The 12,564-nt window shown below is 71.2% G+C and carries 13 protein-coding genes; all 13 read left to right on the plus strand.

From position 1 onward, the window contains the following. Positions 1-454 precede the first annotated feature (454 nt). The 13 genes from EF918_RS24040 (at position 455) to EF918_RS24105 (ending at position 12,541) form a co-directional block, all read left to right on the plus strand. Positions 455-1,210 (plus strand): site-specific DNA-methyltransferase, encoded by a 756-nt coding sequence (locus EF918_RS24040; protein ID WP_125650356.1) that lies wholly within the window; start codon positions 455-457, stop codon positions 1,208-1,210. A gap of 168 nt (positions 1,211-1,378) precedes the next feature. After that, positions 1,379-2,008 (plus strand): DUF4913 domain-containing protein, encoded by a 630-nt coding sequence (locus tag EF918_RS24045; protein WP_125650358.1) that lies wholly within the window; start codon positions 1,379-1,381, stop codon positions 2,006-2,008. An 83-nt stretch (positions 2,009-2,091) separates the two neighbouring features. Continuing rightward, positions 2,092-2,505 (plus strand): hypothetical protein, encoded by a 414-nt coding sequence (locus EF918_RS24050; protein ID WP_260610581.1) that lies wholly within the window; start codon positions 2,092-2,094, stop codon positions 2,503-2,505. Beyond that, entirely contained in the window at positions 2,502-3,140 is a 639-nt protein-coding gene (locus EF918_RS24055) for a DUF3631 domain-containing protein (RefSeq protein ID WP_125650362.1), read from the plus strand. The genes EF918_RS24050 and EF918_RS24055 overlap by 4 nt, the downstream gene beginning before the upstream one ends. Beyond that, complete coding sequence (locus tag EF918_RS24060) at positions 3,137-3,811, plus strand: hypothetical protein (RefSeq protein WP_125650364.1); 675 nt, start codon at positions 3,137-3,139, stop codon at positions 3,809-3,811. The genes EF918_RS24055 and EF918_RS24060 overlap by 4 nt, the downstream gene beginning before the upstream one ends. 55 nt (positions 3,812-3,866) lie before the next feature. Continuing rightward, complete coding sequence (locus EF918_RS24065) at positions 3,867-4,547, plus strand: hypothetical protein (protein WP_125650366.1); 681 nt, start codon at positions 3,867-3,869, stop codon at positions 4,545-4,547. Between the two features lie 1,801 nt (positions 4,548-6,348). Next, positions 6,349-6,792 (plus strand): hypothetical protein, encoded by a 444-nt coding sequence (locus EF918_RS37180; RefSeq protein WP_185921893.1) that lies wholly within the window; start codon positions 6,349-6,351, stop codon positions 6,790-6,792. Beyond that, positions 6,789-7,232 carry a hypothetical protein gene (locus EF918_RS24080; protein ID WP_125650379.1) on the plus strand — a complete coding sequence of 148 codons (444 nt, stop codon included), beginning with the start codon at positions 6,789-6,791 and terminating at the stop codon, positions 7,230-7,232. The genes EF918_RS37180 and EF918_RS24080 overlap by 4 nt, the downstream gene beginning before the upstream one ends. Continuing rightward, positions 7,233-7,658 carry a hypothetical protein gene (locus EF918_RS24085; protein WP_125650370.1) on the plus strand — a complete coding sequence of 142 codons (426 nt, stop codon included), beginning with the start codon at positions 7,233-7,235 and terminating at the stop codon, positions 7,656-7,658. 48 nt (positions 7,659-7,706) lie between these two features. Then, positions 7,707-8,564 carry a helix-turn-helix domain-containing protein gene (locus EF918_RS24090; RefSeq protein ID WP_125650371.1) on the plus strand — a complete coding sequence of 286 codons (858 nt, stop codon included), beginning with the start codon at positions 7,707-7,709 and terminating at the stop codon, positions 8,562-8,564. A gap of 97 nt (positions 8,565-8,661) precedes the next feature. Continuing rightward, positions 8,662-9,957 carry an MFS transporter gene (locus tag EF918_RS24095; protein WP_185921894.1) on the plus strand — a complete coding sequence of 432 codons (1,296 nt, stop codon included), beginning with the start codon at positions 8,662-8,664 and terminating at the stop codon, positions 9,955-9,957. Positions 9,958-10,039: 82 nt separating this feature from the next. Next, positions 10,040-11,299: an MFS transporter gene (locus EF918_RS24100; RefSeq protein ID WP_125650373.1), complete on the plus strand. Its 1,260-nt coding sequence runs from the start codon at positions 10,040-10,042 to the stop codon at positions 11,297-11,299. Between the two features lie 36 nt (positions 11,300-11,335). Next, positions 11,336-12,541, plus strand: coding sequence for a hypothetical protein (locus tag EF918_RS24105; protein WP_125650375.1), 1,206 nt, complete (start codon positions 11,336-11,338; stop codon positions 12,539-12,541). The last annotated feature ends 23 nt before the right edge of the window (positions 12,542-12,564 follow it).

The following is a 12,564-nucleotide window of genomic DNA, read 5'->3' on the forward strand; positions in this document are numbered from 1 at the left end:
CCGGGGCAGTGGGGGTTACGGGCGGAACATCAGGAGGACCTCCTCGTCCTGCGGAGTGGCGTGGGATGCGGGCGAGGTCAGCAGGGGCGGTACATGGGCGGTCTCCGATTCAGGGGCTGCAGCGGGCGGGGAGCGACGGGGCGGCGGCGATGGCCGCGTGCAGGGTCACGGACGGAACACAGGGGCCTCCTGCGGGAACGGGAAAACGGGGGAAGGGGTACGCCATCGGCGGTGTCCGCCGGGCAGTGACACGACAGTAAGCCCCAATCCCCGGTCACCGAAATCGCCGCCGAAATCCGCGAGATTCCGGGCTTCATGTCCCGCGATGCTTCCCAACCGGGGATCGTGACCTACAGTTTGGGCCTCCCCGCGCGCCACCGGCTTGTACTGCCGTGGCCCTCTGCGCGGTCCGGAGCCCTTCCACCCGCATCCCTCATCGAATTGGGGTCCCCTTTTGTCGTTTTCCCTCCACCAGGGCGACGCGCTGACCGTGCTCGCGACACTGCCCGACGCCTGCGCCGACTCGGTCATCACCGACCCGCCGTACAACAGCGGCGGCCGGACGGCGAAGGAGCGCACGAGCCGCTCCGCCCGCCAGAAGTACGTCTCCGCCGACGCCCAGCACGCCCTGCCGGACTTCACCGGCGAGAACATGGACCAGCGCTCGTACACGCTGTGGCTGACACAGATCATGACCGAGGCCCACCGGGTGACGAAGCCTGGCGGCACGGGGCTGCTGTTCACCGACTGGCGCCAGCTGCCGGCCACGACGGATGCCTTCCAGGCGGCCGGATGGCTGTGGCTGGGCCTCCTGGCCTGGCACAAGCCGCAGGCCAGGCCACAGAAGGGCAAGTTCCGCCAGGACACCGAGTACATCGTCTGGGGCGCGAAGGGCAAGATCGACGCCGCCGCGAACCCGGTCTACCTGCCGGGGATGTTCAGCGCCTCGCAGCCCTCGGGCAAGGCACGCCGGCATATCACGCAGAAGCCCGTCGAGGTGATGCGGCAGCTGGTGAAGATCGCCCCGCCGGGCGGCACCGTGCTCGACTTCTGCGCCGGATCCGGCAGCACCGGGGTCGCAGCCCTCCTTGAAGGGCGGAGCTTCATCGGCATCGAGAAGACCAGCCAGTACGCGGCCGTCGCCTCCGACCGGCTCACCGAGACCCTCCAGCAGGTGCATTCCCAGGACGATTTCGACCTGACCTCCTGACCGGACCGCATCACCGGCCGGATTGCGGCGGGGCGGAATATAGCGGCAGATCCCTGGTTTCCGAAACCGGGGATTCTCCGGACCATCGGAGCCACTGAATCCACGGCCCCGGCTGCAAGGAGAACCCTTTTCGTGTCCGAATCTGCTGAGCCCCGCCATGGTGGGGAAATGGAGCCGGTCCGTCTGCCGGAAGGCGACCTCGAATCGATCGAGGCGTCGGTGCGCAAGCTCCTGGACCAGTCGGCCGAGCAGGCCCGCCTGATCGACACGCTGGCCTCCGCCCCGCCGGCCGACCCGATGACCGCGAGCATGCCCTTCGCGGGATTCCCCGGCATGCCCTCGTACGCCGCCCCTACCCCGCCGCCGGACCCCAAGCCGATCCTGGAACTGGAGGGCGAGGAGTTCGAGGACGAGTTGGCCGCGCTCACCGACTGGGTGGACGACCACCTCATGGACGTCTACGGCGCCGAGGTCACCACCGCCGCTCCGTGGTGCGACCAGTGGCAGGAACACCTCGACGTCGTCGCGTGGCTGCACGCGCTGTGGCTGGCCTACCAGCAGCACAAGGACCCCGAGGCCGGCCTCAGCGGCATGGCCGTTTGGCATCGGGACTACCTCACCCACTGCCTGGCCTACGTCCGCGCCCCCGGCGGCCCGCTCAGCGCCTGCCAGACCGACCCGGAGCGTCCCGAGCACCGCCTGCTGCGGGGCCCGGGTCCGTCCGCGAAGTCCGCCGCCCGCGATGCCGAAGCCCAGCAGGCTGATGCCGGACCTTCGCCGGTCGGGGTCGCCACGTGACACACCCACCGCAGCCTCCGCCGGCGTTCGGGCTGTCCGTTCACCCCGAGGCCCTGAATGACTTGCTGGCCGCCCCGGGCGACATGCGAGACCTGGGGCTCGCTCTCATCCAGGACGTGGTCCGCGCCCAAGTGAGGGGCGGCAAGCTGACCGGGGAGTTGTCCGGGTACCGCAAGCTCTACCTCGGCGCCCAGGTGCAGTACCGCATCGTCTATGCCCACCGCCCGGCCCCGCCCGGCTCCAGCCACCCCACCGACATCCATGTCGTCGCCGTACGCCCCCGGGCCAAGCACGACATCTACGACACCGTCCGGGCTCGCGTAGGCCGCCCCCGCCCCGCGGTCGGGCCCCGCGCGCACGCGGCCCGTTCCCTCTCACCGCAAGTCCGGCCGCGCCCCGCGCCCAGGCCGGCGCCTCCGGCCCCGGCGTTCCCGGTCCCCGGACTTCCCGTGCCCGCCCGCATCACCACGACTTCCCCGAAGGGTCCTTCGCGATGACCAACCTCATGGCCCAGTCCTCCCCCCTGCTCCAGGCTCTGATGACGACCCTCCTCGAGCCCCGCCCGGCGCCGCACCCGCGCCACCAGGCCCTGCTGGACGCCCACGAACGCCAGCTGGAAGTGGAAGCGGAACTGAGCGCTTGGGCCGGCCGACCGCAGCCCACCACTCCCGCCGCTCAGGACCAAGAGCTCGACGACCTGAGCAATCTGCTCGTCGAGCACGCCAAGGCGGGTCGGCAGGTCTCGCAGCTCCTGGGCGCCGACACCTGCTGCCCGCCGTGCACCGACTCCGAGCAGCCGCCGACCGCCCTCAGCCGCCCCACCGAGGACACGGTCCCCGCCTTCAGGGCCCCGTGCATCCTGGCCGCCTGCCTGGACATCTTCGCCCTCCACGGCGGCCCGGACGCGGTGTCCTCCGCCGACCTCGTCGCGGAACTGCGCACCCTGCCCGGCGTAGCCGAGGGTCGCTGGCCCTACGCCGAACTCACCCAGACCCGCCTGGCCACCTTGCTCCGCCCGTACGAGGTGGCCAGCCGCGACGTCACCCACGGCGACGGGCGGCGCCGCAAGTCCTACCGCCGCTCGGCCCTTCTGTCCGCCATTCCGGCCGACTGCGACTGCCTGCCGTCGTGACCGCCCGCGAGTCCCCGGCGACCGCTTTGGACGCGGCCATCGAGCAAGTCGTCGGCGACCTGACCGTCCTGCACCACGACCACCTCCGTGGGCTGCTCCCGCCTGAACGAGCAGCGCTTGCTGCCGTGCACCGGGAACTGGTGACCGCCGAGGACGCGGTCACCTACCACCGCAACGCGCTGAAGCGGCTCTCCTCCGGGAGCTACCCCGTGGACACCCCGCTCCTGGACCGCCTGCGCCGTACCCTGCACGACCTGGCCCAGGCCACGGCCACCCGCGACCGCCTTCAGGAAGGCGTCGGTGCCGCCCTGGAGGCAGCCAGAGCCGCCACCCCCGCCGCCGCTCCCGCCGACGACGAGCTGACGCCCCGCGACTTCGCCGCGCTGCTCTCGCTCGCGGGCGGCGGCACGATGCGCGAACACCTCCTCACCCACCGGGTCTCGGTCCGCACCGTCCAGAGCCGCCTGATCGAGCTTCCGGTGTTCCAGCGCCTGGAAGCCCACGGGCTGGTCACCCGGGACACGTCCCGGGCTCTGACTGTCGGCCAGCCGGTCACCCTGACCGAGACCGGCCGGACCGCGCTGCTCGGCACCCGCCGCACGCCGGCCTTTGCCACCTCGGTGCCCGCACGCCCGGCCGGAGCCTGGCCGGCACCAGCCCGACACCACTGACCGCACGGTGCCCGCGGTACGTCCTCTCCCGTCCGCAGAAAGCAGCCCACCCCACGTGCCTCTCCACGAACCCGACTACGAAGTCGACGGCTTCGAGCCCGCTGACGACGAGCACGAGCAGCACCACGACCATCTCGACGTCTCGTCCTTCAAGGTGCTCGGCGAACACCGCACGGACACCGACAGCTACTTCGTGCTCCTCGACGAGGGAGCCACCTGGGGCATCCCAGGAAGCCCGCAGCTCCGCGCCGTTCACATCTCCCGGGACCTGAGCGCCCGGACCTTCGAGGTCGACTCCAAGGAACTCCCGCTGTACGTGATGGCCCAGTCGTACCTGACAGCCCGCGGCTGCCCCTCCGACGGGCTCAGCCCGCAGGAGGGTGTGCACGACCCCGCCGACGACCTCACCCGGGCCCTGGAAGCACGCGTCCGCAGCGACGGTGACCACTTCGCCCTGCTGGCCAGCTACACCGCCGACATGCGCGAACCCGTGGAGACGGTGGTTATGCTGCGCTCCCTTGACCCCCAGGCGGTGCCGGAGTTCCGGATCCTGCGGGAAGGCGGGTTCGAAACGTACGAGGCCGCTGTCAACTGGTGGGAGGCGTGGTCGGACGAGGAGGCGCGTACGCGCTGGAGCAGGCGTGGCAACGAGGTTGGGAAACCCTCGCCGCTCTCCTCGCCACCGCCAAGGCGACCAGCCGGTGACCCGCCCGTTCCCGCACCCGCCTGGAGCTGACCTGTCGGCGGGTTCGGCGGCCGATCTCGGCTGCCACACCTTTAGCTCTGACAAGGAGCAAGCTCTACGTGCGGAGTTGCTCGACGTATAGGCGCGCATATCGCCCCCAATCAGTTCGAGCATTCTTGACCCGTTCCATAGCTCGCCCCGAAGGCATCTCGTCTTCCATGCGGGCCCAGGAGATGAGAAGAAGGGCAAGTATTGTCGCCGCCTTCTCATCTCTTCCATCCATGACCTCCCACATTTCTTTCCCCATGGGGTGTCGAAGATTCAACTCGACCTGACACATTCCGGGAAGAAACGAGACGTCAAACATCTCGGGCCCGTTCCAGCCCGCCGCAACAAGTCTTGTGGGAAGGGAGCTCTCTCCGAGGGCTGATGATTCCAGCAATACTTGCCAAAGTTCCGGCTTTCCTTCGAGGGGCGGAGGGCAGGCCTGTGTAGGCCCAGGCTCTACCAGCTCACTGGCTTTGGTCGATTCGGTCGCGTGTGGTGAAGAAGCAGCCGTAGGTGTGAGCTTAGGGTCAGGGCGCTCTGCCTCTGGATGGTGCATCGACAACCATAGAGACCGGAAGCGATCAACCTCGTGCAAAATTGTCTCGCGTCTTGCGAGCGTGAATAATGCGTCTACCAAGGCTTCCACTTTGAGCCAGCGCGGAACACGGCGACCCGTCAGAATATTGGCAACGGTCTGATGGGACATGGAATCCCTGGCGAATTCTGACCGTGCTATCGCCTCGCTTATCTTTCGGGTGCTCGGGAATCCGGCTAGCCGATAGAGATCGTGCAGGGCTGCCAATAGGTTGCGGTGAGGTCCGGGCGGGATCTCCAACTCTGACGGCAGCACAATCAGGACCTGCCTCGCTCCTGCCACTTTTCCCCCCACTCGATGACGATCACTGATCGTCCTTAAGGAAGTGCTCGACGACTGCCCTGACTGCGCCTCCAACCGCAGCCGATGCTAACGCCAGACCGACTCGGAGACTTGTTCGCTCCGCTGCTTCGCTTTGTGCGTTCCCAGGCCCCGACTCTTGCTTGGGGTTCGGATCCTCCGGGGGCTTCCTCTGAAAAGAGCTCATGAACCAATCCTGAGATCACCATGGCGCCCGGCAGGCAGTCGTGAACGCTAGTTGACGAAACTTTACAGACGTGACCAGGGCGGGCCAGGGCAGTCACCGCGTAGTTCAGAGAAGGCTCCGGCGCTGCCGCCGCCGGCTCCGACCGCACGTCGCAGCCCGGCCCGCACCACACCGGCGACCCCGTGCCGCAGCCAGCTCGACGGCCACACAGCCGCTGAACACGGCCTCCGCTCGACCCCGTTTGGCGGATCGGCGGCGCGCAATATAGCGGCGAAGTCCCGGTTTCGGAAACCGGGGATTCTCCGGACCCTTTGCAACACCACCGACCCGCTGAGGGCGGTCACTTCCTGTTGTTCTGCCTGGTCTGGAGCCATCCGCCGTGTGCCACACACTCGCGTCCATCACCGCCACCGTCCTGAGCGGCGCCCCATCCCGTTCCACCGCCACCGCGGTACGCCGCCCCGCCGCGGCCCGTACGGCTCGGCGGGCCGAGCCGGTGCTCGCCGTCGCCGTCCATGCCCGTGCCGACGGCAACTCCACGGCCGTGGGCGTGCTGCGGCGCGGGGAGCCGTTCACGGCTTCGGTCACCGACGGCGCCTGGCGGCACGTCACCACCACCTCGGGCATCACCGGCTGGGTCGACGACGGTGACCTCCGCAGCGACGACGGCTTCGCCCGAACTGACCCACCCGTACGTTCCCTTCTCCCAGGAGCCCCCTCTCGTGTCCGACATCCCCGACGTCTTCGACGGCCACGTGCTCGGCCTGTTCGCCGCCCGGATCGAGGCGCAGTTCGGCCTCGCCATGCCCGAACTGACCCAGGCCGTACACGCCGCACCCCAGGCTCATCCTGGTGCCACCCAGGCGGTTCACTGGTACGGGCTGCTCTCCCAGGCCCAGCAGGTGCTGGAGAGAGCCGAGGACACCCTGGTCGCGGCGCTGGAGACTGCGGTGGGAGATCAGCTGGACGACCCGGTGATGGAGCTGGCCCACCGGGTGAACCACGCTGTTGCCGCCCGCGACGGCCGGGCCATCACGCTCCGGTTCCTCCTGCAGGCCCCTGCCGAGACGGCCCGCATCCAGCAGCGCTTCGGACCCCGGGTGACGACCACCCTGCCCACCCCCGTTCCGGCACAGCCCGCGCGGATCCGCAGCGGTACGCGATGAACGACGGACGCCGGCCCAGCACCCAGGACGCCCGCCTGGAGGGCGTGTTCGGCGGGCCGCTCGATGAGCTTCACCAGCGGGCGGTCCGCCCCGGAGCCTCGCCCGCCCTGGTACGGGCCCTGGAGCTGCGGGTCTTCCTCGCCCTGGCCGAGGCGCAGGTCGTACGGGTCCGTGACCGCGTTCACGCGGCGATGGCCCCCGACGCGGAGCTGGACTCGCTGAGTTCCGATGCACTGCGGTTCGACGCCGAGTGGCTGGAGGCCGCGCTGGCAGCACGCAGCGGCTACCGGACCGCCCTGGACAAGCTGCTCGCCGCGATGCCACCACCAGCAGTCCGCCCGCTCGCCGCCCCGACTACCGTCCGGCCGACGGTCGCGAGCAGCAATCTCCCGCCGGCCCCAGCAGGGGCCGGAGGCGGAGTGGCAGTTCGGAGAGGCTGAGTGCTTGGTCCGTACGCTGCCTCCCGTGCGGCGGGCGAGCGGATCGAAGCCCTCTACGGCCGCCCGGTTGCCGAACTCGCCGCGGACCCCGTGCCCGGCAGCATGCGGTATGCCCTGCTCAACAGCTTCGACGCCCTGCAGTACGCCGACCGCGCCGTCACCTGCCACGCCGAGCAGCTCCACCGGCTGACTCACCCCGACCGCGCGATCGAATCCGTGGACGTCGGCCACATCGCCGACGCCACCCGCCGCCTGGCCCACGCCGTCACCGTCCGCGACTCCCACGCCCAGGTCCTCGGCGACGTGCTGAACAGCCTGGCCCGCGTCCCCGACACCACGCCCCAGGCATCCGCCGCGCCCCAGGCCCCGGCCGGCGTACCGGCGCCGCCTCCGGCCGCGTCCACCGAGCCCGTCCGCTCGCGCTGACCCCTCCCTTCTTCTTCTCGACCATCCCGCACGTCTGGAGTTCCCGCCTTGGCTGCTGTCCGCCTGCCCTCGACCGACCTGCCCCGCGTTGCCGAGGCGCTGGAGATGATCGCGCCGCGCTGGAGCGTGTGGGTGCTGATGACACTGGCCTCCCAGCCCGGCCCGCTGCGCTACACCAAGCTCAAGGAGCACCTTCCGTGGCTCGGCGACGGCCAGCTCCACCCCCGCCTGCGGGCCCTGTCCGAGGCCGGACTCGTCGAACGCACCGCCCAGACCCGACTGCACGTCACCTACGGCCTCACCGCCCGCGGCCGGGAACTGATGCCGTCCCTGACCGCCCTGGCCAGCTGGGGCGACGCGCACCTGGAGAAGAACCTCGTCCTCAACCGCGTGACCGGGAAGACCGAACCGGAGCGGATCCCGGCCGCGCAGAATGCCGAGGACACCCTCGCCGTGATCGGCCACCGGCACGCCACCGTGCTGCTGTGGACCCTCAAGGCCCGCGGGACCACGACCATGGCCGCGCTCTCCGCCGAAGCGATGGCCGGCCACAGCCCCAGCGCGATCTACTCACCGATCCGCCGGCTCATCGACGACGGCATCGTCTCCGTCTCCCGCGATGACGTCGCCTCCCTGCAGCTGACCGGGCCGGGCCAGGCCCTCGCCCCCATCTACCGGTCCCTTTCGACGTGGGCCACCGCCCGCCCACTCCCGGACGCCGAGACCCACCCCGTGTGGGGCATGCCCCGCATCCCGGCCGCCGCCCGCTCCGGGCAGTGGGCAGCCCACCAGGCCCGAAAGACCAGCCAGGCCGTCGCCGTGCGCCAGCCGCCGGCCCCCGCCCCGGCCACCGCCTGGCGGCCCGGCGAGCTGTTCTCCGCAGCCACAACGGGTCCGAGCCGATGAACGCCCGCCGCTCTCTGCCACCTTCCGGCTGCCCGCCGCCGGTATCCACTTCGCTCCTGGCGCCCTGGCGCTGAGCCCTGACGGAAAGCCCCGCCCGTTGACCGCTCGCTCAACCACAACCGCTTCCTCGGCTACGTACGGGGCCGTACTGGGCAGCCGGTACGTGGCCCGCCTGCTGGGCGGCACCCTGATCGGGCGCCTGCCCAACGGCATGGTCCCCGTATCGCTGGTCTTGTGGATCACTGCGGGAGGCGGATCGCTGGCCTTCGCCGGACTCCTCGCCGCGATCTACGGGCTGGCCTCGGGCCTCTCGCAGCCGGTCAAGGGCCGCCTGATGGACAAGTACGGGCAGACCCGCGTCTCCGTTCCGGCCGTCCTGCTCAACTCCTCCTGCCTAGTTGCGCTCCCGTGGATCGGCGCGGACGGACAGCCGGCGGCCGTGACCGCGGTCGTGGGGTTCGCGGGGCTGATCACCCCACCACTGGAGGCCGGCCTCCGTGCGCTGTGGCCGACTGTCCTGCCCGATGCGGGACGGCTCCGCGTCGTGCAGGCCCTGGATACCGGCTCCCAAGGGCTCCTCTACATCGCGGGCCCCCTGCTCGCCTCGTGGCTGGCGACCGCGCACAACCCCGACATTGCCCTGTGGGCCACCGCGGCCCTGGGGCTCGCCGGGTCGGCCATCGTCCTGAGCGCCGGACCGTCGAGGTACTGGCGCCCGGCCGTAGAGGGGCCTTCGGGCACCGGACGGCTGATGAGCACGGGCCTGGTCCTGCTGTTCACCGCACTGGCAGGCACCGGGTTCGCGCTCGGCGCGATGAACGTCTGGGCCGCGGACATGGCCGCCATGCACCAGATGACCACGCTCTCCGGGGTACTGCCGGCCGCGTTCTCCACCGGCAGCTTCCTGGGCGGCCTGGTCTACGCCCGCAGGACATGGCCCGGCACCACGACCACCCAGTTGATCACTACCAGCACCCTGTTCCTTCTCGGCTGGCTTCCCTTGCTGGCCGATCCCGGCCCCCGGGCGGCCGTCGCCCTTGCCGGGATACCGGGGCTGTTCCTCACCTTGATCATCACCAACGGGTTCCACGTGGTAGACGCCTTGGCCCCCGCCTCCCGCACCACCGAGGCGTATGCCTGGCTGATCCTCTCCGTTGGTACGGGACAGGCCGCCGGCACCGCGCTCGCCGGAGCCCTCTCGGACAGCCCGCAGGCCCTCGCCGCCCTCCCCGCAGCAGGCGCCGCCACCGCGCTGACCGTCCTGATCGCCGCCCGCCCCAAGCTCGGCCCCGGCCGCCGCCTGGGCCGCCACCGGCGCCCGCGCCGCTCCCGGCAGCGCGCCCCTCTCCCACACGACGCATTCCCTGCGCCCGCTCACGGCCCAGGCCACTAAAGGCCGTTGGCACCCGGACCGACGGTCACCACCCCGACGATCCGGCCCCCGAACGTATCCGTCCCACCCTCCCGGAAACACGATGCCTCCCAAGCACGCCGCCCTGCGGCCACCCACTGGCCGACACGTCCGCGTCCCCGCATTCGGGCCCGTCCGCGGCGTCTACGTCCCGCGCACCGCCGATGCCGGAGCCTTCGCCATGAGCACGTACGGCATCCCGCTGCTGGTCCTGGCCGTCACCGACTCGGCCACCCTGACCGGCATCGCCTTCATGCTCGAATGGGTACCCCGCCTCGGCGCGTTCGCCCTCGCCGGCGCCGCCGTGGACCGCTTCGGCAGCACCCGGATCCTGCGCATCGCCTCGGTCCTGCGCGCGCTCGTCGTCCTGGCCGCCGCGGCCGTGCTCCCCACCGTCGGCGGCACCGCCGCCATCGCCACGGTCATGCTGCTCGCCGCGCTGACTGGCGTCCTGACTGAGTTCTCCTACATCGCGGCCGAGACCGCCGGCGGCGCCGCCAGCCGGGACGCCGGAGGCCACGCCCACCGCGTCCAGGCCGTCCTGCTCGGCATCGACCAGGGCGCCACACTGGCCGGCCCGGCCCTGGCCGGAGTCCTGCTGCAGTACACCGGTGCCACCGGCATGCTCCTGACCATCGCCGCCTGCTCCCTGCTCGGCGCGGCCCTGGCCCCGCGCCAGCGCCCCGCCTGGCCCCAGGACGCCCCGGTCCCCGTCGCCCAGGGACTCCAGATCGGATGGCGGACCCTGCGCTCGCTGCCCGCGCTGGGCTGGCTGTGCGTCGGACTGGTGCTGTCCAACACCGCGATCGGCCTCGTGCAGGCCGCCGGTCCCGTCCTGGTCATCCAGCAACTCGGCGGCACCAGCAGCCAGGTCGGCCTCGTCTGGTCGGCCGCCGCCGTCGCCTCCCTGGCCATGGTCGCCCTCGCCCGGTTCGCGATCGACCGGGCCGGTCTGTGGCCGGTCGGCGCCACCGCAGCAGCCCTCGCCTCCCTGGCCTGCCTGGCCCTGGCAGCCGCCGACACCTACACCACCTTCCTGGCCCTGGTGGCGCTGCTGATGGCGGGCGAGGCGGGCATGACCGTGGTGCTGCGCACTCTACGGGCCCACCTCGTCCCCGCCGAGGTGTTCGGCAGCACCCTCAGCTTGATCATCCTGCTGCTGCTCGCACCGTTCCCCCTCGCCGGAGCCCTGGTCGCGCTCACCCCGCCCGACCTCCTCGGCCACGCCATCACCGCCTGCGCCGTCCTGCAGGCCGCAGGACTTGCCGTGTCCTTCGCGAAACTCCGCACCCATCCGGCCACCCGCCGCCCACTCCCGGCCTGACCGCCCCAGCCACCAACCCCTTCGAAAAGGACCACCATGCCCGCGACCTCTGACGCCACCCAGCCGCAGAACCGCCTCCGCCTGCGCGAAATCGCCGACCTCGACGACACGGCGTTCTCCGACTACCTGCAGGACCGCTTCGACCACCTGGTCACGGCCGCGATAGCCGACGCCGCCGGCCACCTGCGCCCCGCCCAGCACGACCTCCTCCACGCTCCCGGCCGCCTCAACGACCTGCGCGATGCGCTCACTTTCGCCGAGGGCGACCTCCAGGTCGCCGTCGAGCGGATGGCCTACCGCCAAGACCCGCGCACCGCCCGTACCTCCCGCCAGCTGCGGCAGGTACGCACCGCCCTCCACCAGGTCCACCGGGATACCGCAGCCCTGCGGCGAGCCGAGAACCGTAGGCGCGACGCTGTCGCGGGGATGGGGCCCACCGATACGGTCACCACCGCCCGCGGCTGGCTCGCCCACGCCTACCCCGCCCGCTTCACCCAGCTCCTCGCCCAGGCCCACGCCGCAGCGGGACTGCCCGTACGCCCGCTCGCCAAGGACATCTTCGACACGATCGAGGAAGGCTGGGCCGACGGCCACCTCACCGCCCCCAGCACCCCGGGCGTAGAGCAGCTGCTGGCCAGGGGAGTTGTTGCCTTCCGCAGTACCGTCGCCGACGACGCCCGCGACCAGAACGACCGCGACCCCGCGCTGCGCCACCCGCTGCTGCAGCGGCGCTGGAACACGGCACTCGACGAACTCGCCGCCCTGACCGTGCCGGTAGCACGTGCCTCCAGCCCCTCTGCCCTGGGAACCCTGCCCAGCGACTTCGCTGACCTGCCCGAACAGGACGCCTTCAAGATCCTCAACGCCCGCCGGTTCCTGGTCGCCATCTGGCAGCGCCGCGCCGAGCACACCCGCCTGATCCACCAGTACGCGGCGACCGTCACCGACCTGCGCCGCGCCGCTCCCGACCACGACCTGCGATCCCAGGCCCTGGACGCAGCCCTCGACCGCCTCGTCGCCGAGCAGCCTGCCGCCGCTGCCCGCATCCTGGCCCGGCTCCGCCCGTACGCCACCGCGGACGGCAGGCTCGAGGCACACGTCTTCACCCCGGCCCTGCGCGCCCAGGCCAAGCGCGAAGTCCTCGCCGACCTAGCCGCCATCCGGAAGCCCAACATCGTCATGCCCTCCGAGATCGCACCCCGCCCGGCCCTCGTAGCCACCGCTGCCCTCGCCGCCCGCTGACCGCCACCCCTTCCGTCCCGGAG

This window comes from Streptomyces sp. WAC06614 (assembly GCF_003949795.1).
Classification (GTDB): domain Bacteria; phylum Actinomycetota; class Actinomycetes; order Streptomycetales; family Streptomycetaceae; genus Streptomyces.

Bases quoted from the DNA above. Each gene is read 5' to 3' on its own strand.
- EF918_RS24045 (WP_125650358.1), top strand. From the start codon at position 1,379: ATGGAGCCGGTCCGTCTGCCGGAAGGCGACCTCGAATCGATCGAGGCG.
- EF918_RS24050 (WP_260610581.1), top strand. From the start codon at position 2,092: ATGCGAGACCTGGGGCTCGCTCTCATCCAGGACGTGGTCCGCGCCCAA.
- EF918_RS24055 (WP_125650362.1), top strand. From the start codon at position 2,502: ATGACCAACCTCATGGCCCAGTCCTCCCCCCTGCTCCAGGCTCTGATG.
- EF918_RS24080 (WP_125650379.1), top strand. From the start codon at position 6,789: ATGAACGACGGACGCCGGCCCAGCACCCAGGACGCCCGCCTGGAGGGC.
- EF918_RS24100 (WP_125650373.1), top strand. From the start codon at position 10,040: ATGCCTCCCAAGCACGCCGCCCTGCGGCCACCCACTGGCCGACACGTC.
- EF918_RS24105 (WP_125650375.1), top strand. From the start codon at position 11,336: ATGCCCGCGACCTCTGACGCCACCCAGCCGCAGAACCGCCTCCGCCTG.